This is a genomic window from Mesorhizobium sp. M0037 (assembly GCF_040323635.1).
GTDB lineage: Bacteria > Pseudomonadota > Alphaproteobacteria > Rhizobiales > Rhizobiaceae > Mesorhizobium.
The window spans coordinates 55,260-79,846 of the sequence record NZ_JAMYVB010000019.1; the positions used below are offsets into that span (position 1 = coordinate 55,260).

Here is a 24,587-nt window from a genome sequence, read left to right on the forward strand (position 1 = left end):
TAGAAGTGTCGCGAGCCGGGAATGTTCATATATCACGCCGGCAAGAGCCGGCGAAGCGATGTCAGGTCAGGCGCGGGGCACCGTCTCCATCGGGAAGATCATCACCGCGCCTTTGGGACCGCTCTCGTCGGCAAGCCGCATCACCGAGCGCGTCGCCGGCGCCATGCCGATGTCGGCCAGCATGTCGGAAAAACCAGGCGTTCCCGATGCGGCACGCGTCACGGCGCGCACGCCTTCCTGGGCAAGAAAGCTCAGATCCTCTTTCTCGCTCTGCGGCGGCGCCTCGGTCAGCACGGCAATCATGCGCTCCATGCCGAAGCTGGTGTCGGTGAAGGCGAGCAGCCCTTCCTTCAGGCCCTGATCGGCCTGCTGGTTGATCGGCGCCAGCCGCTCGGCGACGATATGGGTGATCGAATAGTCGCTGCCGATGTAGAGCACGTTGATGTCGACGAACTCGTCGGACCCGTTCTTGGCCGCAATGTGTACCTGATCGCCCGGCGAAACGCGCGGCACCGTCGAGGATTCGATCGGCTCCAGCACATCGCTGTCCTGGCGCTTGATCAGGAACTGGACGCTGACCTCGTCCGGCCGGTAGTCGGACGCCGCGGCGAGCCGCGACAGGCCGGTGGCGCGGAAGATCGTGGTCAGGTTCTTGGCTGTGTTTTCCGCAAGCTTGTCGCGGCCATCCTGATGGATGACGATGCGCGGCGGCTTGCTGCCGTCCTTCAAGCTGATGTCGCCGGACGCCGGCAGGAACCACAGCGCCGGTTCGTCGCTGGCGTTGGCGGCAGCGCCGTCCATGGATTTTTCGCGCAGCACCGCAAGCCGCAGATCGGCGCTCTTGCCGGGCTCGACCAGCGCGATGTGGAAGCCGGACTTCGGCTTCGCCACCAATTCGTCCAGAACCGAATTGACCAGCTCGGTTTCTTTATCGAGCCCTGCGGTCGGCGCCGGCTTTGCCACCAGCAGCTTGTAGTCGACTGCGAGTTCGGCAACGCGCGCATAGGCGCCGGCGGGCACCGCCGTCGGCGCAAGCGCCGGCTTGCCGTCGAATTCGACCGGTGCGAGCTGGCTTTCGAGGTTTTTTGCCAATTTCACTTCGAGATAGCCGACGGCGTCGGAGAGCTTCGACAGCGCCGAAGGCAAAATGGCGAGCTTGCTGCCGGGGGTCAGACCCTGCAGCAGCCCGGCGCCGATCGCGACATCGCCGTCCTTGACGGCAATCGGCCATTGCATGACGGCGTCGGTCTTGTCGGTGCCGAACACGCGGGCGTCCAGTTCGCCCTCGAACAGGGGCGTCGGCCTTGTGCGGCCGTCGGCCGAATATTGCTGCAGCACGGCCTGGCCGAGCTGGCGATAGGTGACGTTGGGGTTCTCGGCCAATTTCGACAGGATGGTGAAGGTGAACAGGCCGAAGCGCGGCGCGTCGGGCGTGCCCTTGGGCAGCGGCATTTCCGGCGTCGTCTCGACCGTCTGCGCGGCATAGAAGGCGACCAGCTTGCCCCTGGCGATCGGCTCTGCGCCGGTCGGCGTCAGGTTGAAGGCCGGCTTGCGGCCGCCATTCTCGTCGAAACCGCGCGATGCGCTTGCCGAGATGTCGTCATAGGCCTTCACCGCCGCTGCTCTCGCCGCGTTGTCGCCGCCGACGAGGTCGGCGAACTCGACCTTGCGCTCCAGTTCGTCATCGACTTCCGCGGCGCGCGTCGCGGTGCCCGAATGGCAGCAGTCGAACACCACCCAGACAAAGGCGCCCTTGTCGCGGATGGCGTCGAGTGCGGCGCCGACCTCGTTGTCGACCAGCGCGTTCGGCACGCCCTCTTCGCGGTTGATCCATTTGTCGATATCGGACGGCAGGAAAATCTCGTCGAGGCCGTCGGTCTCGTCACCGGCCTTGGCTTGCGGCTGCTGGGCGCCGTGGCCCGACAGATGCAGATAGACGAAATCGTCGCGTTGCACCTTGCCGGCGAGGTCGGCAAGGGCGGCCTTGATCGCCGCATGCGTCGGCGGGCCGTTGGCGCCTTCGACGTCCTTGGCGAGCAGGATCACATTCTCGGCCGAGAACTTCACCGGATCGGGCGTGTTCTTCAGGAGATAGTCGCGCACCAGGCCGGCATCGTTCTTCGGCCCGATCAGCCAGTTCTTCTGCGGCAGGTTCGGATAGTCGGTGCAGGCAACCAGCAGCGCGTGATAGGTGCGCGAGGCGGCGAGAGCGCGGAACGAAACCGTACCGGCAGCCACAAGCGCCGACGTGCCGACGAGCAGCGTCCGTCGTGTCAGTTTGATCATAATTGCTTCCCCAAGCCCGATCGAATTTGCAAGTGCGGCACCTTTCGTCGCGAATTTTGTCAGTATTTTGAATGTGGTCGGTGCCGTCAATCGGCGGTGGTGGTCATGGTGTCGATGGCGATAACGGAAACAGTGGCAAAAAGCCTGCTTCATCGCTATCTCAAGGGAATTGAGACCGCCGCATGGCAGAAATGATTTGCGAGCGGCGCTGGATCAAACAGATAGAACATGATGTCGTCCGAGAACCGCTTCACACTTTTCGGCATCATGCTCTAAACGATCGGAAAACGGGATCATGGCGGCAAGGGATGTGCTGACGAAGAATCAGCTGAGCGTGCTCGAAAAGCTTGAGGCCGCCAGCGGACCGCTCAGCGCCTATACGCTTCTCGACCAGCTGCGCGAGCGCGGTTTCCGCGCGCCGCTACAGGTCTATAGGGCGCTCGACAGCCTGGTGAAGTCAGGCTTCGTGCACCGGTTGGAAAGCCTCAACTCCTTCGTCGCCTGCGCCGAACCGCACGACCATACGCATTCGATGACAGCCTTCGCTATCTGCGACACATGCGGGCAGGTGATGGAGATGTCCGACCATGACGTCGGCCACCGGCTGGACGAATGGGTGCGCTCGACCGGGTTTGCTGCGAAGAAGGCGGTCATCGAGTTTCGGGGGACGTGTGCCAAGTGCCTGGCTGAGGCGGCTTAGCTTGCTTCCTACTTGAGCCGAGGCGGTGCGCTATTCTCGAATTCGTTCAAGAATGTCTCATAGACGACGTACCGCGTAGGCCCAGGTGTTAGCTGCTCCATAAGCAGGGGTTTCACCTCGTCGAGCCAAGATAATTTGCCAAGCCCAGACCCGATTTTTGGCAAGGCGATGGATTCTACCCGGTTTTTGTCGGCCCATTTCACAAGCCCGCGAACTGCTTTCCGTAAATAGGGAAGCGTGGCGTGATACATATCTGGCTGGGTTGCCAGATAAATGAAGCCCGGCTGATTGCCGTCTGGCTCCAATGTCCAGATATGACCCCCAATAAACCTGCCGGTCCGAGCATATTTCTTGAACGCAGCCTGCACATTCGGCCACTTTTTCGAAATCTTCAGCGCAAGTCCGGTGCCAAGGCCCTCTTGATTGCCCTCTGCCACGCCTTGAGCGATATAGCTTTCCTGGGCGGCCAGCAGGTCTCCGGTGACAAAGACAATCATCGCACCTTCAATGCGCCTCGTCCCAGTTGTTCGCTGCGCGGGCATCGACATGCAGCGGCACCGACATCGAGATGGCCGGCATCGGCGCGTTCTCCATCACCCTGCGCACCACGGGGATCGTCGCCTCGACTTCCGCTTCAACCGTCTCGAAGATCAATTCGTCATGCACCTGCAAGAGCATGCGGGCGGACAGGCCGGCCTTTTCCAGCGCCTCGTCCATATGCACCATGGCGCGGCGGATGATATCGGCAGCGGTGCCTTGCAGCCTGGCGTTGATCGAGGCGCGCTCGTTGAAGGCACGGATCGACGGGTTTGACGACCGGATCTCAGGATAGTGGATGCGGCGGCCGAAGATGGTTTCGACGAAGCCATGCTCGCGGGCATAGGCTTTTGTTGCCTCGATATAGTCGCGGATGCCGGGGAAACGCTCGAAGTATTTCTTGATGTAGGCGCCGGCCTCCTCGCGCGGGATCGACAGCTGGTTGGCCAGCCCAAAGGCCGAGATGCCGTAGATGATGCCGAAATTGATCGCCTTGGCGCGGCGGCGCACTTCGGACGGCATGCCTTCGACCGGCACGTTGAACATTTCCGAGGCGGTGATGGCGTGGATGTCGGCGCCATCGGCGAAGGCTTGCTTCAACTGCGGGATTTCGGCGACGTGGGCAAGCACGCGCAATTCGATCTGGCTGTAGTCGGCCGAGACCAGTTTCTGGCCCTTGTCGGCGATGAAGGCGGTCCTGATCTTGCGTCCCTCCGCGGTGCGCACCGGGATGTTCTGCAGATTGGGGTCGGAGGAAGACAGCCGGCCCGTGGTCGTCGCGGCCAGCGCATAGGAGGTGTGGACGCGCCTGGTGTCGGGATGGATGAAGCCCGGCAGCGCGTCGGTATAGGTCGATTTCAGCTTGGTCAGCTGGCGCCAGTCGACGATCTTGCGCGGCAGTTCGTGGCCTTCGGCGGCGAGGTCTTCCAGAAGCTGCGCGGAAGTCGACCATTGCCCGGTCTTGGTCTTGGAGCCGCCGGGCAGGCCCATGCGGCCGAACAGGATGTCGCCCAGCTGCTTTGGCGACCCGATGTTGATGCGCTCGCCGACAAGGCCGTAGATTTCCTCTTCCAGGCGTGCGGCGCCTTGCGCCAGCTCGCCGGAGAGCCGCGACAGGATCTGGCGGTCGACCGAGATGCCGCGCTGCTCCATCCGCGCCAGCACCGGCACCAGCGGCCGCTCCAGCCGCTCATAGACCGAGACCAGGCCCTTGGCGGCCAGCCGCGGCTTCAGCACCTGCCATAGCCGCAGCGCTACGTCGGCATGGCCGGCGGCGTAGGCGGTCGCCCGGTCGATGTCGACCTGGTCGAACCCGACCGAGCTTCTGCCGGAGCCCGCGAGATCCTTGAGCGGCGTCGTGGCATGGCCGAGCCATTTGTCGGCAAGCGAGGACAAAGTGTGGTGGCCGGTGCCGGCATCGAGCACATAGGAGATCAGCATAGTATCGTCGAAGGGCGCGATATCGATGCCGTGGCGGCTCATGACGACGATGTCGTATTTGGCGTCCTGGGCGATCTTGAGCACCGATTTGTCTTCCAGCAGCGGCTTCAGCAGCGCCAGCGCCTCGCGGACCGGAATCTGGTTCTCCAGCGTGCCGCCGCCGAGCAGGTCGCCGGCGCCGCTCTTGTGGGCGAGCGGCACATAGGCGGCGCGGCCGGGGCCGATCGCCAGAGAGAAACCGATGAGGTCGGCCAGCATCGGATCGGAAGACGTGGTTTCGGTGTCGAAGGCGACGGTTCCGGTCTCCTTGGCCTGGGCCAGCCAGGCCTTGAGCGTCGGCGTGTCGCGGATGGCGACATAGGCGGCGGGATCGATTTTGGCCGCGGTGGCCGTTTCCAGGCGAAGTGCGGCAAGCAGCGAAGGGGCGTCGCCGGCCCTGGCGGTTTCGGTTTTGGCTTCATCCTGTGTTGCCGCAGGCGCCGCTATGCCGGAACCGACATCGGGGCCGTGCGCGGTGTCGGCGCGCTCGACGGTGACGGCGACAGCCTGCACATCGCCGGCTTCGGTGCTGGTCGCCTCGGCCACGCGGCGGGTCAGCGAGGTGAATTCCATGGTTTTGAGAAAGCCGATCAGCTTCGGCCCATCCGGCGCATGCAGCACGAAATCGTCGAGCCCGTCGGTCACCGGCACGTCGTTCTTCAGCGTCACCAGCTGGCGCGATATGCGCGCCTTGTCGGCATTGGCGATGATGGATTCGCGCCTCTTGTCCTGCTTGATCTCGCTGGCCCGGGCGAGCAGCCCGTCAAGGTCGCCGAACTGTTCCAGAAGCTGCGCCGCCGTTTTCGGCCCGATGCCGGGTACGCCCGGCACATTGTCGACGGAGTCGCCGGTCAGCGCCTGCAGGTCGATCATCTTTTCCGGCGGCACGCCCCATTTCTCGATGACTTCGGGGATGCCGATCTGGCGGTCCTTCATCGGGTCGTACATGCCGACCGTGGGTCCGACCAGCTGCATCAGATCCTTGTCAGAGGAGATGATAGTGGTGTCGCCGCCGGCCTCGCACGCCAGCCTGGCATAAGTGGCGATGAGGTCGTCGGCCTCGTAGCCTTCGATCTCGATGCAAGGCAGGTTGAAGGCCACGGTTGCCTGGCGGATCAGACCGAATTGCGGGATCAGGTCTTCGGGCGGTGCGTTGCGGTTGGCCTTGTATTCCGGGTAGAGATCGTTGCGGAAGGTTTTCGACGAATAATCGAAAATGACCGCTAAATGCGTCGGTACAATTCCTACATCGGTGTTGCGGGCGTCCTGCATCAGCTTCCACAACATGTTGCAGAAGCCGGAGACCGCGCCGACCGGCAGCCCATCGGATTTGCGGGTCAGCGGCGGCAGCGCATGATAGGCGCGAAAGATGTAGCCGGAGCCGTCGATAAGGAAGAGATGGTCGCCTTTTTTCATGCCGGCAGGGATAGCGCGGCAGGACGGCGCGGTCCATGGCAAAGGCGGGCTTCCAACAGGTGTTGCGGCGACATGCTGACAGAGCCTGCCTGCCAATAGGCCCTGCTGCTGTTTGCCTCGGCGCTCACGGCTATGTTACAAAAGTGTAATTTTTGTGCCCTTGAAACGCCACGATCCGAGACACAAATAAAGGTCATCGGCAGTTTTCGCCGAGTCCGGAGCAAGGCCCGTCCCCCGCCTATCCCGGACAATTGCGGCAGCCTATCCCCCCTCTCCGGGCTGCCGCATCGTTTCGAGTAAAAGACCGCCGTGGTTCCCCTCCACCACGGCGGTTCTTTTTTGCCTTCTGACAAGTGTTTACGGTCCGTGGTCCAACGATCGCGGGCTTTTCGTTTTGATGCGCTGCCTTTACGGTTCGGCCACCGAAAAGAAAGGCCCGCAAGACATGTCCACAATCACCCCCGTCCTCGACCGTCTCGACAAAAATCTCGACCAGAGCCTGGAGCGCCTGTTCGGCCTGCTCCGCATCAAGTCGATCTCCACCGATTCAGACTATGCCGCCGACTGCCGCAAGGCCGCCGAATGGCTGGTGGCGGACCTCAAGCTGATCGGCTTCGACGCTTCGGTGCGCGACACGCCGGGACACCCGATGGTGGTTGCGCACCATGAAGGCCCCGCCGGTTCGCCGCATGTGCTGTTTTACGGCCATTACGACGTGCAGCCGGTCGATCCGATCGAGCTTTGGGAGAACGACCCGTTTGCGCCGGCGGTCAATGAGATCGAGCCCGGTCACAAGGTAATCACCGGCCGTGGCTCGGCCGACGACAAGGGGCAGCTGATGACCTTCGTCGAGGCCTGCCGCGCCTGGAAGCAGGTGCATGGCAATCTGCCCTGCCGCATCACCATCCTGTTCGAGGGCGAGGAGGAGTCCGGTTCGCCGTCGCTCAAGCCGTTCCTCGAGGCCAATGCCGAGGAACTCAAGGCCGATTTCGCTCTGGTCTGCGACACCGGCATGTGGGACCGCGAAACGCCGTCGATCTGCGTTTCGCTGCGCGGAATGGTCGGCGAGGAGGTCACGGTCAAGGCTGCCGATCGCGACCTGCATTCGGGCCTCTATGGCGGCGCCGCCGCCAACCCGATCCGCATCCTGGCGAAAATCCTCGCCGACATCCATGACGAGAACGGCCACATCACCATTCCCGGCTTCTATGACGGGGTCGAGGAAACGCCGTCGCAGATCCTGAAATCATGGGAAACTCTGGGCGAGACCGCCGAAACCTTCCTCGGACCGATCGGCCTGTCGATCCCGTCGGGCGAAAAAGGCCGCTCGGTGATGGAACTGACCTGGGCGCGGCCGACGGCCGAGTTCAACGGCATCATCGGCGGCTATACCGGCAAGGGGTTCAAGACGGTGATCGCGGCGGAAGCGTCGTCCAAAATCTCCTTCCGCCTCGTCCACAAGCAGGACCCCGAGAAGATCCGCGCCGCTTTCCGGAAATTCGTCAAGGCGCGCATTCCCGGGGACTGTTCGGTCGAATTCCACCCGCATGGCGGCGGGCCGGCAATTCAGCTTTCCTACGACTCGCCATTCCTGGCCAAGGCCAAGACTGCGCTGTCGGATGAATGGCCGAAGCCAGCGGTGACGACGGGCAGCGGCGGCTCGATACCGGTGGTCGGCGACTTCCAGACCTATCTCGGCATGGAATCGCTGCTGGTCGGGTTCGGCCTCGACGACGACCGCATCCACTCGCCCAACGAGAAATACGAGCTGACCTCCTTCCACAAGGGCCAGCGCTCCTGGGCGCGCATTCTCGATGCGCTGACACGCTGAGGAGGCTGGGAAGTTTTCTTGTTGATTTTTCAGCGGATCGCGGCGAGGACGGGTTACGCCGCGATCCGGAGAAAACCATGGCCGACATCCGCTTCCACAAGAACGATCTGCCCGACCTCGCCCACTACAATGTCGACGCGGTGGCCATCGACACCGAGACGCTGGGCTTGAACCCGCACCGCGACCGGCTGTGCGTGGTGCAGATTTCGCCCGGCGATGGCTCCGCCGACGTGATCCAGATCGCGCCCGGCCAGAAGAAAGCGCCGAACCTCGTCAGCCTGCTGCGCAACCTCGGCATCACCAAGCTTTTCCATTACGGCCGTTTCGACCTCGCCGTGCTGTACAATGCATTTGGGGTGATGCCCGAGCCGGTGTTCTGCACCAAGATCGCCTCGCGGCTGACCCGCACCTATACCGACCGGCACGGGCTGAAGGACATCTGCTTCGAACTGCTCGGCGTCGGCCTGTCGAAGGCGCAGCAATCGTCGGACTGGGCGGCCGAGACCCTGTCGCCCGAACAGCTCGAATATGCCGCTTCCGACGTTCTCTATCTGCACCGTCTGCGCGAGGTGCTGGCTGGACGCCTGGCGCGGGACGGGCGCACCAAGGAAGCCGACGCCTGCTTCCGCTTCCTGCCGACGCGTGCCAAGCTCGATTTGATGGGTTGGGACGAAGAGGATATTTTTGCCCACAGCTGATGGCCTTCGGATAACGCTTCCGGCAGCCTTGGAACCAGACACGCGTCGTGGCGTTTCTGTCGACTCAATGAGGGGGATGACGTGGCAGACCGCAAACCGATAGCGACCGCCCCGACGGATGGCTCCAAGGTCACTGTCCTGTGGAAGGACGGCGCCGGCGTCGTCAGCGAATCCGTCGGGCAATATCGCGACGGCGCCTGGTGGGTCTACACCGACAGCGATACCCAGAAAAAGGTCGACCCGACCAGCTGGCGGCCAGTCTCCAGCGACGATGACGACGACCAATGAGCGCCGCTGGCGGGTGCAACTGCTTTCGCATAGCCTGAAGTCCTTGATATCGAGGCCGATTCGGGGTCTTCCGCTCCGTAGCCTCTCTTCCTGGAGGAACGCGTCATGGGCATCGAAAGCCTTCTCATCTTCATCATCATCGGCGCCATTGCCGGCTGGCTCGCCGGCCTCATCGTCTCGGGCTTCGGCTTCGGCCTGATCGGCAACATCGTCGTCGGCATTATCGGCGCCCTCATCGCCGGCTGGCTATTTCCAAGGCTCGGCTTCGCTATCGGAGGCGGCATTCTGGCTGCCATCATCAACGCAACGATCGGCGCCGTCATCCTGCTGGTGCTGGTCAAGGTTCTGAAGCGAGCGTGACGCTCGAAGTTTTTACTGAACGCAATTCCTCAGCGGAAAGCCTGCGCTTTCCTGGGATTGCTCCAAAAGGAGCGCGCCGTGAAACAGAACACTCTCTATCTCCTTGTCGGCGCGCTCGTTGTCGTGGTCATCGCGCTCGGTGCATATGTCTATCACGAACAGACTAAGCCCAAGGGCGTCGAACTGAAGATCGACGACAAGGGCATTTCGATCCAGCAGAATTGAAATATTCGGGGTAGCCAGGGCCTCTGCCTTTTGCGGCAGACAGGCCGCGAGGATGCGCCTTTCGGACCCAGTTGGCGGCAGCGGATTTTAGAAATTCTTAAGGAATCTGAAAAGGGTGCATAAACCCTGCTTTAACGCGCCCTTAAACCGCCGCATCTACCCTCCAACCCGAGCGCCATTGACACCGGGAAGACAGCGCAACGCATGGCGAACCGCAGAGATAGTCGCATCGAACCCAGCTTCGAGGGATCGCCAAAGGCGAAATCCGCGGCCGGTTTCTCGGTGAACGAGGAGGATCGCGTCGTGCCGGGCAATCGCAAATCCTCCACGGCGCGCAAAACCTCCAGAGCAAAATCATCCTCACGCGGCCGGCGCGGCAAACCCCGGCGCGGGCTGTTCGGCGTGATGGCCCGGATGTTCTACTGGTGCTTCGTGCTCTGCATCTGGGGCGGCATCGCGGTGGCCGGCATTGTCGTCTATTACGGCGCCAAGATGCCGGCGGCGACCACCTGGTCCATCCCCGACCGTGCCCCCAACATCAAGATCGTCTCGGTCGACGGGCAACTGCTTGCCAACCGTGGCATGAGCGGCGGGGAGGCGGTCGGCCTGCACGAAATGTCGCCTTATATTCCCGAAGCCGTCATCGCCATCGAGGACCGCCGCTTCTATTCGCATTTCGGCATCGACCCGATCGGCCTGTCGCGCGCCATGGTGACCAATGTTCTGGGCCGGCGTTTCTCGCAGGGCGGCTCGACGCTGACCCAGCAGCTGGCCAAGAACCTGTTCCTGAAGCCCGACCGCACGCTGGAGCGCAAGGTGCAGGAAGTGCTGCTGTCGCTCTGGCTGGAGCACAAGCATAACAAGGACCAGATCCTCGAAATGTACCTCAACCGGGTTTATTTCGGCTCCGGCGCCTATGGCGTCGAGGCGGCCTCGCGTCGCTATTTCGGCAAGAGCGCACGCGATGTCACTCTGTCGGAGGCGGCCCTTCTCGCCGGCCTCTTGAAGGCGCCGTCGCGACTGTCGCCGGCGCGGGATCCGAAGGCGGCGGAGGAGCGCTCGCAACTGGTGCTGGCCGCCATGCGCGACGAAGGCAAGATCAGCGCCAAGGAACTGGCCTCGGCGATGAGCGCGCCGGCAACGCGCGCGCCATCCTATTGGACCGGCTCGGAAAACTATGTCGCCGACACCATCATGGAAGAATTGCCCGATTTGATTGGTGACGTGCGCAGCGACATCGTCGTCGACACCACCGTCGACCTCAACCTGCAGAAGCTCGCCGAACAGTCGATCCGCCGGCTGATCGACGAGAGCGGCAAGAAGCTCAATGTCAGCCAAGGCGCGCTGGTCTCGATCGACAATTCCGGCGCCGTGCGCGCCATGGTCGGCGGCTACGACTATTCGACCAGCCAGTTCGACCGCGCCTCCGAAGCACGCCGCCAGCCGGGCTCGGCGTTCAAGCCGTTCGTCTATATGGCCGCGCTGGAAGCCGGCCGCACGCCCGACAGCGTGCGCAACGACGCACCGATCAAGATCGGCAAGTGGACACCGGACAATTACGGCGGCAAGTATTTCGGCAAGGTGACGTTGGCGACCGCTTTGGCGAAGTCGCTGAATTCCGTCGCGGCACAGCTGACCATGGAGGTCGGCCCCGACGCGGTGGTCGAGGCGGCGCACCGCATGGGCATCCAATCCGATCTGATCGCCAACACTTCGATCGCGCTCGGCACTTCGGAAGTGACGCCGCTGGAGCTGACATCGGCCTATGTGCCGTTCGCCAATGGCGGCTACAAGCCCGACATCCATTTCATCCGCCGCATCACCACGACCGAAGGCAAGGTGCTCTATGACGACAATGGCGGCAGCGCGCCGCGCGTCGTCAAGCAGAACATTGTCGGCATGATGAACTCGATGATGACCGGCACGGTCGAGATCGGCACGGCCAGGAAGGCGGCCTTCGCCTGGCCGTCGGCCGGCAAGACCGGAACCAGCCAGAATTCGCGCGACGCCTGGTTCGTCGGCTACACCGCAAACCTCACCACCGGCGTGTGGTTCGGCAATGATGACGGCACGCCGATGAAGAAGGTCACCGGTGGCGCGCTGCCGGCACAGGCCTGGCACGAGTTCATGGTGGCCGCGCATGAAGGTGTGCCGGTCCGGCCGCTGCCCGGCACCTGGAAGTCGACGCCGCCCGACACCATCGTGCCCGACGATATTCCGTCAGTCGATAACAATCAGGCGGCGCCGTTGCCTGCCGTGGCCGTCAGCCGTTCTGAGCCTGCCGCCGCGCCGGCACCTGCTGCTGTACCCGCACAAGCACCGGTCCGCCGTCCGGCCGAAACCGTCGATGCCGACGGTTTCAACATGCCGGGCGACGGCGGCACCACGGCCTCGATCAAGCATCCGGTACCGCCGGGCAGCGTCGGCGGCCCCACCAAGAAGCGGAAAACCTCAATCCTGGATATTCTCGGCGGCGGCTGAGCGACTCGTCATTCTGGCTTCAAACCAATGGCGAGCTGGCAATCCGTTCCTCATATGAGAGCTGCGGTGACAATTCGGCCTCTCGCCACCTCCGCGGCATTCGGCTACATCTCCGGCCGGAGTGACAGACATGGCTGAGACCGACACCAGAAAAACCATCGTGCTGACCGGAGCCAGCCGCGGCATCGGCCATGCTACGGTCAAGCGCTTTTCGCGTGAGGGCTGGCGGGTCATCACCTGTTCGCGCCAGGCTTTTGCCGAGGATTGCCCGTGGCCAGCCGGCCCAGAGGACCACATCAAGGTCGATCTCGCCGACCAGGAGGATGTCGGCATCGCCGTCTCGGAGATCCGTCACCGGCTGGAAGCGCATGGCGGGCAATTGCACGCGCTGGTCAACAATGCCGGCATTTCGCCGAAGCTCAAGGACGGCAACAGCCGCATGGATTCGATCGACACGCCGATGCATGTCTGGCGCGATGTGTTCCAGGTGAATTTCTTCGCGCCGATCATGCTCGCGCGTGGTCTCTTCAAGGAGCTTGCGGCAGCAAAAGGTTCGATCGTCAACGTCACCTCGATCGCCGGCACGCGCGTGCATCCTTTCGCCGGCACCGCCTATGCGACCTCGAAGGCGGCGCTCGGTTCGCTGACGCGCGAGATGGCGCATGATTTCGGCCCGCACGGTATCCGCGTCAATGCGATTGCGCCGGGCGAGATCGACACCGCGATCCTGTCGCCGGGCACCGACAAGATCGTCGAGACGATCCCACTCAGGCGCCTTGGCGCCACCTCGGAAGTCGCCGACATCATCTTCTTCCTGTGCTCGCAGCAGGCGTCCTATGTGACGGGCTCGGAAATCCACATCAATGGCGGCCAGCACGTCTGAGCACTGAAAGACTGCTCATTCGGCGATGGTGAGAACAGCCTTGCCGCTGAAGCTGCGCTGGCGCAGGGCCTCCAGGGCCTGGGTGATGTCTGTCCACGGCACGGTCATGGACACACGGGTTTCCAGCCGGCCAGCCGCGACCAGAGCGAGCAGCGAGGCGATGTCCGCGCCAATTGCTGGACCGGATGTGTAGTAGGCGAAAGTCTGAAGCCTCGCTCCCTCATGGCCCGGAACGAACTGTCTGAAGCTAACCGGCGTGAGTTCGCCGCTGCTCGAACCGAACATGACGATGGTGCCGCCGGGGGCGACGCGTTCGATGGCATGGGCGAGGCTTTGGCCGCCGACCGACTCGGTGATCAGAGAGAATGGCCCTTCGGCCAGTTCGATCGACTCGGCGAGTTCGTGAGCACCAAGACCGCGGAGATCCTCGGCGTGCCGGGCGGCGGCGATTGCAGTCACCGCGGCGCCTTGCTCGCGGGCGATCTGGATCTGGAAACGGCCGACCGCGCCGCTGGCGCCGGTGATCAACACCTGCTGTCCCGCGAGGTCGCCGCCATGGCGCAAGACCCTGAGCGCCGTCGTGCCCGCGACCGGAAGCGTGGCGGCGGACCCGAAGCTGACCTCGTCCGGGACGACGGCGAGACGGTCGGTCGGAAGGGCGACCCGTTCGGCCCAGCCGGCCTCGTCGACCAAAGCCACAACCCGGGCGCCGACGGCAGGCCCGGAGCCATCGGCTGCCGCCCGCTTGATCACTCCAACCACGTCCTGGCCAGGTATCCAGCCTTCCGGGCGTATGGTGAGCAGGCGCAGTTCACCGCGGTTCAACGAGGTAGCGTGGACTGAGACAAGCGCTTCGTTGGGGAGGGGCCGAGGGTCCTCGACCTCGGCAAGACTGATCCGGGTAGTGCTGTCGGGAGAGATGACAAGCGCGCGCATGGGAAGCCTTCCTGACGATTTGTGACATGCCAGCCACGAACCGGAGCCTATCGACTTCCCGCATCAAAAAATTTAGCTATCATGGCGAATAGTCGCTAAAAGCGGTCAATTGTGAGACAGCCTCTCCGCTACCCTTGGGTCAATTTCGATGTCGATGATGTGCAGGCACCTGCGATTGCCGTGCGCGTTGACGTTACCGAAACCAAAGCGGAAGTGGCTGCCCATTGGCATCGGAAGGGCCAGCTCGTCTTCGCGCTCGGCGGTGGCGTCACCTGCCGCGTGCCCAGCGGTCTGTGGATGGTGCCGCCGCATTGCGGGGTGTGGATTCCCGGTGGCATGGAACACAGCAATATCGCGACGGCCAATGCGCGGATTTTCTTCGTCTATATCGAGCCGGGAGCCGCCGATCTGCCGGACCGGTGCTGCACGCTGTCGATCTCGCCATTGTTGCGCGAACTGATCATCGAGCTGGCCGATCGCGTGGAGGAGGATGAGGCGAGGGACGGGCTCCTGACCACGATCCTGCTCTCCGAACTGCCGCGCATGCCGGTCCAGCAGCTGCATCTGCCGATCTCCGCCGAGCCGCGCTTGCGGCGGATCGCCGATGCGTTGGCGCAAGACCCTGCCGACCGCAGCACGCTTGCAGAGTGGGCCAACCGCGTCGCGCTCTCAGAAAGCAGTCTCGCCCGTCTTGTGGTGAAGCAGACCGGACTGAGCTTCGGCCGCTGGCGCCAGCAATTGCATCTGATCGTCGCCATAAGGGAGCTGGCCTCGGGTGCCAGCGTGCAGCAGGTTTCAGGCGATCTTGGCTATGGCTCCGTCACCGCCTTCATCACCATGTTCAAGAAGGCGCTTGGCAAGCCGCCGGCAAAGTATCTCGCCAGCGTCGCGCACAATGGCGGCTCCGCCTTCGTTGGATGATCGATGCGCCTGTGGCAAGCCTCAGGCCGGGGAGGGCTCAATGGCTTCGGGGCGCGGCATCGGCTTTTGCTCCAGCACTTCTTGCACGATGCCGCGGGCGATCTCGCGTTCGCCCATGATGACGGTGTCGGCGCCGAGCCCCATCAGGTGCTCGACCTCGGCATCGGAATGGGCCCGCGCTATGACGTTGATGCCGGGATTCGCGGCGCGTGCCCTGAGCACGATCTGCCCGGCCTCGAACGCGTTGGGGATGGCAAGGATCAAGCGTTTGGCCCCCTGCGGATTGGCGGCGGCAAACACGCCCCCATTGGCCGCATTGCCGGAGACGATTTCGACGCCGTCGTCTCTGAGCCTCGCCAGCGTCTTGTCGGCGTCCTCGATGACCAGGAAGGGCAGCGATGCCTGTTTCAGCGCCGCGCCGACCAGGCTGCCGACGCGGCCGTAGCCGATCAGGATGGTGTGGCCCGAAAGCGTTGTGCGTGGCGGCGGGCCGTCCTCTTTGGCAGCAGCGGCCACCGAGGCCACTTGTCCGGGCTGCGTCGCCGGGCCGACTGGCTTGGCCTCTTCCGGTGGTGCTGCCTTGGCGGCGCGCGCGTCCAGCCACGGCTTCATCCAGTCGAGGGCAAGGAACATCAGCGGATTGACCAGGATCGACAGGATGGCGCCTGCCAAGATCAGGTCGCGTCCCTGTTCGGGCAACAGTTTCAGCCCGACGCCGAGCTCGGCCAGGATGAAGGAAAACTCCCCGATCTGCGCGAGGCTGGCCGAGATCATCAAGGCGGTTCCCAGCGGATAGCGGAAGGCGATGACGATGACGAAGGCGGCCAGCGACTTGCCGATCACGATGATGGCCAGCGTCGCCAGGATCGGCCAGCCATTGCTCATCAGGCTGAACGGATCGAACAGCATGCCGACCGAGACGAAGAACAGCACCGAGAAGGCGTCGCGCAGCGGCAGTGATTCCTCCGCGGCGCGGTGGCTGAGCTCGGATTCGCTCATGATCATGCCGGCGAAGAAGGCGCCGAGCGCCAGCGAGACGCCGAACAGTTTGGCGGCGCCGAAGGCGACGCCGAGCGCGATCGCCAGAACCGCCAGCCGGAACAGCTCGCGCGAGCCGGTATGGGCGACGTAATGCAGGATCCACGGAATGACCCGGCGGCCGACCACCAGCATGACGATGACGAAGGCGGCGACCTTGGCCAGCGTGAGGCCGACGACGCCCCAGATGCCGTAGCTGGCCGGCAGCGACAAAAGGCTCGCATGGTCATCGACCTGCGGCTGGCCGCCGAGCACGCCGGCCAACGCCGGCAAAAGCACCAGCGCCAGCACCATGGCGAGGTCCTCGACGATCAGCCAGCCGACGGCGATGCGGCCGCGCTCGGTCTCGATCAGCCGTCGCTCCTGCAACGCGCGCAACAGCACCACTGTGGACGCGACGGAAAGCGCCAGGCCGAAGACCAGGCCGGCGCCCATCGACCAGCCGAGCATCCAGGCAAGGCCGGCGCCCAGCGCGGTGGCAAAGCCGATCTGGACGATGGCGCCGGGTACGGCGATGGCGCGGACGGAGAGAAGATCCTTCAGCGAGAAATGCAGGCCGACGCCGAACATGAGCAGGATGACGCCGATTTCGGCCAACTCATTGGCAAGGCCGGCATCGGCGACGAAGCCGGGCGTGTTCGGCCCAACCAGCACGCCGGCGACGAGGTAGCCAACCAGCGGTGGGATGCGAAAGCGGTTGGCGAGCGCCCCGAAGATGAATGCCAGCCCCAGACCGGCGACGATGGTGGCGATAAGGGGCGTGTCATGCGGCATTGTCTATGGAGCGCCTTTCGGGAAATGTCGGGTGTGCGCCGCCCGAAGCCGCCGCCTTTTTCAATATGGTGGAGGGGGTGCGGGCGACGCAACCCGCAAGACGTAAATTGGTGGCGCGAGGGGCTGAAAAAACGAAAGGCGCGCGCAGCGAAACCGCCGCGCGCGCCAATAGCGAATGATCGATGAGCGTCACGCCGCCTGCAGCATGGCCTCGATGTCGATCAGCGGGCGGTTGGTCAGTGTCTTTGGGATCTCCGCCTGCACCTTGTCGGTGACTTCCTTGTGCAATTTCTTGCGCATGGTGCCGAGCACCAGCGGTGGCGCGACCAGCACGATGTCGTCGAAGATGCCGTGATGGGCGAGCTTGTAGAGCCGGTCCGCGATCTCTTCGGCAAAGCGTTCCTTGCCCTGCCGGTGCCAGTCGGTTTCCTCAACCGCGCTGCGATGCACGGAGGGGCCGTCATTGTAGCGGCCGGGACTGTCGCTGCCTTGTTCGCGCGTTGCCGGATTGTCCTGTTTCATCTCCTGGAAGAGCTGCAGGTTCGGATAGAGATTGTCGCCCTCGTTCTTCAGGAACAGCGCTTTCTCGCCATCGGCCACCATGACCAGAAGGCCATGTTTCAGGTTGATCTTGCTCATTTGCGGGCTCCTGTTTGAAGGTTCAAATCCAGCCGACGATTGTCTGTTACGGCAGGGGCAGAACGCGTGGCGAAGCGGGAACGTTCCACTTCGTTCGCCGAGATCGCACGCAGCCATATCAAGCCCGATCTATCGTCCATCGGAGCAATGTCCGAGGTGACGGCTTTAATCTACTAGATTGGTAGAATTCAGAAAAAATAATTTTGCAGCTTGGCCGGCTCCCGGATAAAAGAGCCGCAGAACAAGGCCTGCGGTAGCAGCTTGAATCCGCCTGGTATGCGGATGTGGAATATTTTTCTCTTGGCCCTTTGGCTTGCGGAAAAGCGATTGCCTCCCGCAAGGGGATGCGCGAGTGGGTTCCTTCAGCTTTTTCGCGTCCGCGCCTAAAACTGCCGAATTGTTCCGGAATCTGTTCGTCATGCCGCACGCCAATCCCAAGCTCACCGCGTTCCCGGTCTTCATGCGGGTCGAAGGCGAAGCCGTGGCCATCGTCGGCGGCGGAGGCGAAGCATTGGCCAAGGCGCGGCTGCTTGGTCAGTCAAGTGCTGTGCTTCGCATCATCGCCGATGTTGCCGACGCCGAATTGCTGAGCTTCATCGCCGCGACCGGCGCCATCCGTATCGACGCCCCCTACGACGCCGCGCATCTCGAAGGCGCGGTCTTGGTGTTTGCCGCCAGCGGCGACGAGACGCTCGACCGCCGCGTCGCCGACGATGCGCGCCGCCTTGGCATTCCGGTCAATGCCGTCGACCGGCCGGAGCTGTGCGATTTCTTCACCCCGGCGCTGGTCAACCGCGCCCCTGTCGCCATCGCCATCGGCACGGAAGGCGCGGGTCCGGTGCTGGCGCAGATGCTGCGCAGCCGCATCGACCGCATGCTGTCGCCGTCGCTCGGGCCACTGGCAGCGCTTGCCGCGTCGTTCCGGGGTGCCGCCGAAAAGCTGCTGCCGAAAGGCAACGCCCGCCGCCAGTTCTGGAGCAGTTTCTTCCAGGGTGCACCGGCGCGCGCCGTCGAAGCCGGCGAGCTTTCGCAGGCGCATGACGCCGCCACCGATCTGTTGCTGTCGAAGGCTCCGGCTTCGGGCCATATCGCCCTGGTCGGCGCCGGGCCAGGTGCTGAGGATCTTCTGACGCTGCGCGCGCATCGGCTTTTGATGGAAGCCGACGTCATCGTCTATGACGCGTTGGTGCCGGAGGCGATCGTCGCCATGGGCCGCCGCGACGCCGAGCGGCTGCCGGTCGGAAAACGCAAGGGATGCCACACCAAGAGCCAGGCCGAGATCAATGCGCTGCTGGTCGAGCTTGGCAGGCAGGGCAAGCGCGTCGTGCGGCTGAAGTCGGGCGACCCGCTGGTGTTCGGCCGCGCCGGCGAGGAGATGGCCGCACTGCGCGATGCCGGCATCGCCTATGATGTCGTCCCCGGCGTCACCGCCGCCTTTGCCGCCGCCGCCGATTTCGAGCTGCCGCTGACGCTGCGCGGCGTCTCCTCGTCGATGGTGTTCACCACCGGCCATGATCTGAAGGGCAATTCGCTGCCGGATTGGGCCAAGCTCGCCATTTCCGGCGCCACCGTCGCCGTCTATATGGGCCGCTCGGTCGCCGCCGAAGTCGCCGGACGGCTGATCGAGGCCGGCCTGTCGCCGGACACGGCGGTTGCCGTGGTCGAGAATGCCAGCTTGCAGAACCGCCGCCGTTTCCACGGCACGCTGGCCGATTTGCCGTCGCTGGAAGCGCGCGCCGATCTGACTGGTCCGGTGATGACCATCATCGGCGACGCGGTTGCCGGCGCCAACTTTGAACGTTCCGAGCCGCTCGCGGCACATAGTCATGAGAGCGCCGCCAATGCGGCCGACGCAGAGGTCGAGCCATGAAGATACTGACCGCAAACCGCCTCTCCGACGGCATCGCCGTCTGGTACGCCGATGGTGGCTGGGCCGAGACGGTCGACCATGCCGACCTTGCCCATGACCAAGCGGCAGAGGACAGGCTGGAAGCAATCGGCGCCAAGGCCAACGCCAACAATCAGGTTGTCGACGTCAATCTGATCGACGCTGAAGTCGTCAATGGCATCGTCGTGCCGGTGCGGCTGCGCGAAAAGATCCGCGCCGCCGGCCCGACCATCCGGGAAGATCTGGGCAAGCAGGCTGCGCGGGCAGCTTAACAAAATACGGGCGGACGCGCCCTGAAAGACGAAACATGTACCGCTACGATGAGTTCGACCACGATTTTGTCCAGGCCCGCGTCGCCGAGTTCAGCGACCAGGTCGAACGCCGGCTGTCCGGCGAGATCACCGAGGATCAGTTCCGGCCGCTGCGGCTGATGAACGGCGTCTACCTGCAGCTGCACGCCTACATGCTGCGCATCGCGGTGCCCTATGGCACGCTGAACAGCGCGCAACTGCGCATGCTCGGCCACATCGCGCGCAAATACGACAAGGGCTACGGCCACTTCACCACGCGCCAGAACATCCAGTTCAACTGGCCGGCGCTGTCCGACATTCCGGCGATCCTGGCCGATCTCGCCAGCGTCGAGATGCATGCCATCCAGACCAGCGGCAATTGCATCCGCAACGTCACCGCCGATCACTTTGCCGGCGCCGCCGCCGACGAGGTCGCTGATCCGCGCCCCTATGCCGAGATCCTGCGGCAATGGTCGTCTGTGCATCCGGAATTCTCGTTCCTGCCGCGCAAGTTCAAGATCGCGGTGACCGGGGCCGAGCGCGACCGCGCCGCCATCCAGACGCATGATATCGGTCTGCATCTGAAGAAGAACGCCGCCGGCGAGCTCGGCTTTGCCGTCTATGTCGGTGGCGGCCAGGGCCGCACGCCGATGGTGGCGCGCAAGATCCGCGACTTCCTGCCGGAAGCCGACCTGCTGTCCTACTGCACGGCGATCCTGCGCGTGTACAACCTCTATGGCCGCCGCGACAACAAGTACAAGGCGCGCATCAAGATCCTCGTCCACGAGACCGGCGTCGGGGAAATCACCCGGCAGGTCGAGGCCGAATGGCAGGAGCTGAAGGACGCCGAGCTGAAGCTGCCGGAAGCCGACATCCGTGCCATCGACGCCTATTTCGCGCCGCCGGCACTGACCGCCCGGCCGGAAGGCGACGCGGCGATCAAGCTGGCGCGGCTCGATTCCAAAAGCTTCTCGGATTGGCTCGACCAGAATGTCGTGACCCATCGCCATCCCGACTATGCCGCGGTGACGATTTCGCTGAAAGGCATCGGCGAGGTGCCGGGCGATGCCACCGACAGCCAGATGGAAGCGGTCGCCGACATTGCCGAGAAATACGCTTTCGACGAATTGCGCGTCAGCCATGAGCAGAACCTGATCCTGCCGCATGTGGCGCGCGCCGATTTGAAAGCGGTCTACGACGCTTTGGTCGACATTGGCCTCGCGACGGCCAATTCCAACCTGATCAGCGATATTATCGCGTGCCCTGGCCTCGACTATTGCGCGCTGGCGACGGCGCGCTCGATCCCGATCGCGCAGGAGATTTCGCTTCGCTTCGCCTCGCTCGAGCGGCAGCGCGAGATCGGCGAATTGAAGCTCAAGATTTCCGGCTGCATCAATGCCTGCGGCCATCACCATGTCGGCCATATCGGTATCCTCGGCGTCGAGAAGAAAGGCTCCGAACTGTACCAGGTGACGCTTGGCGGATCGGCCGACGAGAACACCTCGGTTGGCGAAATCATCGGCCGCGGCTTCTCTTCGGAAGAGATCACGGACGCCATCGAGCAGATCGTCGACACCTATCTCGGCCTTCGGCTCGGTCCCAGTGAACGTTTTATCGACGCCTACCGCCGTGTCGGTCCCGCGCCGTTCAAGGAGGCGCTCTATGCTGGCGAAACCAAGGCCGCTTGACCGCATCGTCGACGTCGACGACAGCATCGCCGCCAAAGCGGCGGGCTTCGACGCGCTGTATGGACATCTGAGCCCGCTCGACATCATCGAACGCGCGGCGAGCGAATTGTTTCATGACGAGATCGCCGCCGTGTCGTCCTTCGGCGCGGATTCCGCCGTCCTGCTGCATATGATCGCCAAGGTCGACCGCACGCTGCCGGTCATCTTCCTGGACACCGGCAAGCATTTCGAGGAGACGCTGGGCTATCGCGATGCGCTGGTCGCCGATTTCGGGCTGACCAACATCAGGGTGATCAAGCCCGAAGACGCGGCGCTCGAGCGGGTCGATCCGACCGGCAATCTGCACCAGAGCAATACCGATGCCTGCTGCGACGTGCGCAAGGTCGAGCCGCTGGCGCGCGGCGTCGCCCCCTTCCGGGCCTGGCTGACCGGCCGCAAGCGCTTCCAGGCGGCGACGCGAGCCGCGCTGCCGGTGTTCGAGGCGGTCGGCCCGCGCGTACGCATCAATCCGCTGGCGCACTGGACGACATCCGACCAGGCTGACTACATGCGCGCGCATGCGCTGCGCGAAAATCCGCTGGTTGCGTACGGCTATCTGTCGATCGGCTGCTTCCCATGCACGCAGCCGGTGCAGCCGGGCGAGGATGCGCGAAGCGGACGCTGGGCCGGTCATGCCAAGACCGAGTGCGGCATCCATCTGTCGGGACTGGAAGTGTCGCTGACCGACGCATCCCTTTAAGCTATGGTGATATTCAGGTGAGGCTGGCCTGCAACGGCGGCTTCCGCTCGGAGGCCGCCGGTTTGGTGTGGACCGGCTTTCGCGGACTTTCGATTTTTAGGGCTTTAGGAATTTTCTATGACTGAACAGACCACAGCGGAGACCCGCCTCTGGACCCGGACGGGTTTTCGCGAAGACGAGTGGACACATGCCGAAAGTGCGGATGCACTGGCGGGCAATGGCCGCTTCATCCTGCCGTTGCAGGCATTTCTCGGCCTCGATGCCGAAGTGCGGCGCTCGGCCAAGGAGCGGCTTGGCGTCGCGCTGCAGCCCGGCGACCAGCTGGAAAAGATTGTGGATCTGCTCGACCAGCTGTCGCTGGTGGCGCTGGCCTTCCCGGCCTTCAGCGACGGCCGCTCGTTTTCCAAGGGCGAATTGCTGCGCAGCCGCTACCATTTCGAGGGCGCGGTCCGCGCCACTGGCCAGGTGCTCGTCGACCAGCTGCCGCATATGCTGCGCCTCGGCTTCGACGAGTTCGAAATCTCCAACCCGGTTCTGCTGAAGCGCCTCGAAGAAGGCCGCACAGGCGGGCTGGGCCTTTACTATCAGCCGACCGAAGCGTCGGAGCCGAAGGGGCCGAAATACTCCTGGCGGCGCGTTCGCAACAGCTGACGCAGCGGTAATTTCGCCTGTCTTTACAAAGACTGTGATCTCTTGGCTGTCCGGACGGAAGTATCCCCCAGGGAGGAAGCCGCGCTGATCGGCGGCAACACCAATGCAGCGACCATCATGATCGCCGAAAAGGCGGCTGACGTGATCAGGGCTGCAAGGTCCTGATGCGGAGCGCAAGGCAACCTGAGCAGATCTTCTGGGAGATGCAGCCGCCCCTTTGGTGCGGCGGTTTATTTCTTGTTTTATGCGATCCCGAGGGAAAGCGCTGCGCGGTTTTCCCGGGAAAACCGCTTCACTTTGCTGGAATGCTTTTAGGCCAAGGCCCGCGCTTCGCGAAACGAGATCAGCTTGCGGCGATTCTCGTCCCATAGCGCCAGCTTGACGCAGCGCAGGCTGTCGAGAAGCGTGACGCGGCCGATGCCGCGCAATTCCGGATAGTCGCGCAGCACTTCCTGCAACCGGTACCCCGGTACCTTGGCGGAGAGATGGTGCACGTGATGGACGCCGATATTGCCGGTGAACCAGTTCAGCACCGGCGGCAAATCGTAATAGGACGAGCCGTGCAGGGCGGCACGCTGGAATTCCCACTCTTCGTCCTTCGCCCATTCCGTCTCCTCGAACTGGTGCTGGACGTAGAACAGCCAGATGCCGGCCGATCCGGCCAGGATCACGATCGGCAAATGGACGATCAGGAAAGCGCCGGGGCCGACCAGCCAGATAAGCAGCGCTGCCGCAACCGCGATGCCGAGATTGGTGGTCATCGACGACACCCAGGGCGTCAGGCCGCCGCGCATCATGCCGACGGGCAGCCTCTGCTCGAAGATGAACAGCCAGATCGGCCCGAGGCCGAACATCACCAGGGGATGGCGGTAGAGACGATAGGCAAGGCGTCCCCGCCAAGACAGCCGGCGGTATTCAGCAACCGTCAACGTCCTGATATCGCCCATGCCGCGCTCGTCAAGATTGCCGGCGCTGGCGTGATGGGTGGCGTGCGCGCGCCGCCAGCAATCGTAAGGGGTCAGCGTCAGCACGCCGAGCGCGCGGCCGATCCAGTCGTCGGCAGTGCGGTTGGCGAAGAAGGAGCCGTGGCCGCAATCGTGCTGGATCATGAAGATCCGCACCAGAAAACCGGCGGCGGGAAGGATCAGGATCAAGCCCCACCAGTGGCCATAGGAATAGGCTGCCGAAGACAGCGCCCACAGCGTAACGAAAGGAATAAGGGTGATGGCGAGTTCAAGAGTGCTGCGTCGCCGGTCGGGCTTCTTGTAGCGCGCCAGGATCTTCAACCAGGCGCGCTTGCTGTTGGCGGCCGTCTCGGGGGAAATCATGTTCATCAGGAAGCATAGGCGGGGCGTCCCGCTGCTGCAAGGAAAAGCTCACGCGAAATTACTGCGCGTAATTGTCGCGCGATTGCATCGCTATTGACGGCGTTGGCCGCCGGCCATGCTGGCTTCTATGCCGTCCAGCCGATCGAGCAGGTCCCGGAAACGGGCGGGAATGTCGGCCTCGGTGCGGAAGGCCGGCAAGGTGCGCAAGAAGCGCGTCGTCGCCTCGGTGCCGAACTGGCGCCTGATGTCGGCGGCGAGCTCTTCGCTTCTGTTGCCAGTATTGCGGTCCATGATCTCAAATCCTGTGTCGGTTTCAAAACTCCTCCAAGCTTTGAATGGTTCCCCATAGCGGGGTATTGGCAAGCAAAGGCTGCCGTTACGGTAAAGTTTGAATTAATTTTGAACGTCTTTGCGTCCCGCACCAAGTCCGACGGGCAGCCCGCAACATTGTCTGCTGTTGGGCGTCCTTCTTGGCTTGCCCCTTGATTTTTGGCCGCCAAACCTCGATATC

24 protein-coding genes are annotated in these 24,587 nt (G+C 63.5%); 15 read left to right on the forward strand and 9 right to left on the reverse strand.

Features of this window, described 5'->3' with window-relative positions; genetic code table 11:
• Window positions 1-66 precede the first annotated feature (66 nt).
• Window positions 67-2,286 (reverse strand): caspase family protein, encoded by a 2,220-nt coding sequence (locus NKJ78_RS24765; RefSeq protein ID WP_352460452.1) that lies wholly within the window; start codon window positions 2,284-2,286, stop codon window positions 67-69.
• 295 nt (window positions 2,287-2,581) lie between these two features.
• On the opposite strand from NKJ78_RS24765, the gene NKJ78_RS24770 reads away from it, so the two are divergent.
• Window positions 2,582-2,986, forward strand: coding sequence for a Fur family transcriptional regulator (locus tag NKJ78_RS24770; RefSeq protein WP_023686595.1), 405 nt, complete (start codon window positions 2,582-2,584; stop codon window positions 2,984-2,986).
• A gap of 8 nt (window positions 2,987-2,994) precedes the next feature.
• Here NKJ78_RS24770 and NKJ78_RS24775 read toward each other — a convergent pair whose 3' ends face one another.
• Window positions 2,995-3,483 (reverse strand): macro domain-containing protein, encoded by a 489-nt coding sequence (locus NKJ78_RS24775; RefSeq protein WP_023691986.1) that lies wholly within the window; start codon window positions 3,481-3,483, stop codon window positions 2,995-2,997.
• Between the two features lie 7 nt (window positions 3,484-3,490).
• Complete coding sequence (gene polA, locus NKJ78_RS24780; RefSeq protein WP_352460486.1) at window positions 3,491-6,418, reverse strand: DNA polymerase I; 2,928 nt, start codon at window positions 6,416-6,418, stop codon at window positions 3,491-3,493.
• Between the two features lie 445 nt (window positions 6,419-6,863).
• On the opposite strand from polA, the gene NKJ78_RS24785 reads away from it, so the two are divergent.
• The 7 genes from NKJ78_RS24785 (at window position 6,864) to NKJ78_RS24815 (ending at window position 13,184) form a co-directional block, all read left to right on the forward strand.
• Window positions 6,864-8,249, forward strand: a complete 1,386-nt coding sequence (locus NKJ78_RS24785; RefSeq protein ID WP_352460454.1) for a M20/M25/M40 family metallo-hydrolase — start codon at window positions 6,864-6,866, stop codon at window positions 8,247-8,249.
• 77 nt (window positions 8,250-8,326) lie between these two features.
• Complete coding sequence (locus NKJ78_RS24790) at window positions 8,327-8,947, forward strand: ribonuclease D (RefSeq protein ID WP_352460455.1); 621 nt, start codon at window positions 8,327-8,329, stop codon at window positions 8,945-8,947.
• Between the two features lie 81 nt (window positions 8,948-9,028).
• A complete protein-coding gene (locus NKJ78_RS24795) occupies window positions 9,029-9,235 on the forward strand; it encodes a hypothetical protein (RefSeq protein ID WP_023683046.1) in 207 nt (68 codons plus the stop codon).
• A gap of 105 nt (window positions 9,236-9,340) precedes the next feature.
• Window positions 9,341-9,595: a GlsB/YeaQ/YmgE family stress response membrane protein gene (locus NKJ78_RS24800; protein WP_023683047.1), complete on the forward strand. Its 255-nt coding sequence runs from the start codon at window positions 9,341-9,343 to the stop codon at window positions 9,593-9,595.
• Window positions 9,596-9,673: 78 nt separating this feature from the next.
• Window positions 9,674-9,820 (forward strand): hypothetical protein, encoded by a 147-nt coding sequence (locus NKJ78_RS24805; RefSeq protein ID WP_023686592.1) that lies wholly within the window; start codon window positions 9,674-9,676, stop codon window positions 9,818-9,820.
• Window positions 9,821-10,024: 204 nt separating this feature from the next.
• Window positions 10,025-12,301 carry a transglycosylase domain-containing protein gene (locus NKJ78_RS24810; protein WP_352460456.1) on the forward strand — a complete coding sequence of 759 codons (2,277 nt, stop codon included), beginning with the start codon at window positions 10,025-10,027 and terminating at the stop codon, window positions 12,299-12,301.
• A 130-nt stretch (window positions 12,302-12,431) separates the two neighbouring features.
• Complete coding sequence (locus NKJ78_RS24815) at window positions 12,432-13,184, forward strand: SDR family NAD(P)-dependent oxidoreductase (protein WP_023669777.1); 753 nt, start codon at window positions 12,432-12,434, stop codon at window positions 13,182-13,184.
• 15 nt (window positions 13,185-13,199) lie between these two features.
• On the opposite strand, the gene NKJ78_RS24820 is transcribed toward NKJ78_RS24815, so the two are convergent.
• Complete coding sequence (locus NKJ78_RS24820; protein ID WP_352460457.1) at window positions 13,200-14,120, reverse strand: zinc-binding dehydrogenase; 921 nt, start codon at window positions 14,118-14,120, stop codon at window positions 13,200-13,202.
• Between the two features lie 111 nt (window positions 14,121-14,231).
• Between NKJ78_RS24820 and NKJ78_RS24825 the strand changes: the two genes are divergently transcribed.
• Complete coding sequence (locus NKJ78_RS24825) at window positions 14,232-15,041, forward strand: AraC family transcriptional regulator (protein ID WP_352460458.1); 810 nt, start codon at window positions 14,232-14,234, stop codon at window positions 15,039-15,041.
• A gap of 21 nt (window positions 15,042-15,062) precedes the next feature.
• On the opposite strand, the gene NKJ78_RS24830 is transcribed toward NKJ78_RS24825, so the two are convergent.
• The 3 genes from NKJ78_RS24830 to NKJ78_RS24840 are packed head-to-tail and all read right to left on the reverse strand — an operon-like array spanning window position 15,063 to window position 17,492.
• The gene (locus NKJ78_RS24830; RefSeq protein WP_352562661.1) at window positions 15,063-16,853 is read right to left on the reverse strand and encodes a cation:proton antiporter domain-containing protein; all 1,791 of its coding nucleotides are present in this window, start codon (window positions 16,851-16,853) and stop codon (window positions 15,063-15,065) included.
• Entirely contained in the window at window positions 16,843-17,046 is a 204-nt protein-coding gene (locus NKJ78_RS24835) for a hypothetical protein (RefSeq protein ID WP_352460460.1), read from the reverse strand. The genes NKJ78_RS24830 and NKJ78_RS24835 overlap by 11 nt, the downstream gene beginning before the upstream one ends.
• On the reverse strand, window positions 17,043-17,492 hold the full coding sequence (locus tag NKJ78_RS24840) for a baeRF12 domain-containing protein (protein ID WP_023669773.1): 450 nt from the start codon (window positions 17,490-17,492) through the stop codon (window positions 17,043-17,045). The genes NKJ78_RS24835 and NKJ78_RS24840 overlap by 4 nt, the downstream gene beginning before the upstream one ends.
• A gap of 418 nt (window positions 17,493-17,910) precedes the next feature.
• On the opposite strand from NKJ78_RS24840, the gene cysG reads away from it, so the two are divergent.
• The 6 genes from cysG to NKJ78_RS24870 all read left to right on the forward strand — a co-directional run bounded on the left by cysG (window position 17,911) and on the right by NKJ78_RS24870 (window position 22,913).
• Window positions 17,911-19,362: a siroheme synthase CysG gene (cysG, locus tag NKJ78_RS24845; RefSeq protein ID WP_352460461.1), complete on the forward strand. Its 1,452-nt coding sequence runs from the start codon at window positions 17,911-17,913 to the stop codon at window positions 19,360-19,362.
• Window positions 19,359-19,652, forward strand: coding sequence for a DUF2849 domain-containing protein (locus tag NKJ78_RS24850; protein WP_023691980.1), 294 nt, complete (start codon window positions 19,359-19,361; stop codon window positions 19,650-19,652). Before cysG ends, NKJ78_RS24850 begins: the two co-directional genes overlap by 4 nt.
• Before the next feature lie 35 nt (window positions 19,653-19,687).
• Window positions 19,688-21,358, forward strand: coding sequence for a nitrite/sulfite reductase (locus tag NKJ78_RS24855; RefSeq protein WP_023747039.1), 1,671 nt, complete (start codon window positions 19,688-19,690; stop codon window positions 21,356-21,358).
• The gene (locus NKJ78_RS24860) at window positions 21,333-22,097 is read left to right on the forward strand and encodes a phosphoadenylyl-sulfate reductase (protein WP_023700114.1); all 765 of its coding nucleotides are present in this window, start codon (window positions 21,333-21,335) and stop codon (window positions 22,095-22,097) included. Before NKJ78_RS24855 ends, NKJ78_RS24860 begins: the two co-directional genes overlap by 26 nt.
• A 117-nt stretch (window positions 22,098-22,214) precedes the next feature.
• Window positions 22,215-22,748 (forward strand): DUF934 domain-containing protein, encoded by a 534-nt coding sequence (locus tag NKJ78_RS24865; protein WP_352460462.1) that lies wholly within the window; start codon window positions 22,215-22,217, stop codon window positions 22,746-22,748.
• A gap of 42 nt (window positions 22,749-22,790) precedes the next feature.
• Window positions 22,791-22,913: a hypothetical protein gene (locus NKJ78_RS24870; RefSeq protein WP_352460463.1), complete on the forward strand. Its 123-nt coding sequence runs from the start codon at window positions 22,791-22,793 to the stop codon at window positions 22,911-22,913.
• Window positions 22,914-23,059: 146 nt separating this feature from the next.
• Here the strand turns inward: NKJ78_RS24870 and NKJ78_RS24875 are convergent, their stop codons facing one another.
• Together NKJ78_RS24875 and NKJ78_RS24880 are read right to left on the reverse strand one after the other, a co-directional pair.
• Complete coding sequence (locus NKJ78_RS24875; protein ID WP_352460464.1) at window positions 23,060-24,082, reverse strand: fatty acid desaturase; 1,023 nt, start codon at window positions 24,080-24,082, stop codon at window positions 23,060-23,062.
• An 84-nt stretch (window positions 24,083-24,166) separates the two neighbouring features.
• On the reverse strand, window positions 24,167-24,367 hold the full coding sequence (locus tag NKJ78_RS24880) for a hypothetical protein (protein ID WP_023669766.1): 201 nt from the start codon (window positions 24,365-24,367) through the stop codon (window positions 24,167-24,169).
• Window positions 24,368-24,587: the final 220 nt, after the last annotated feature.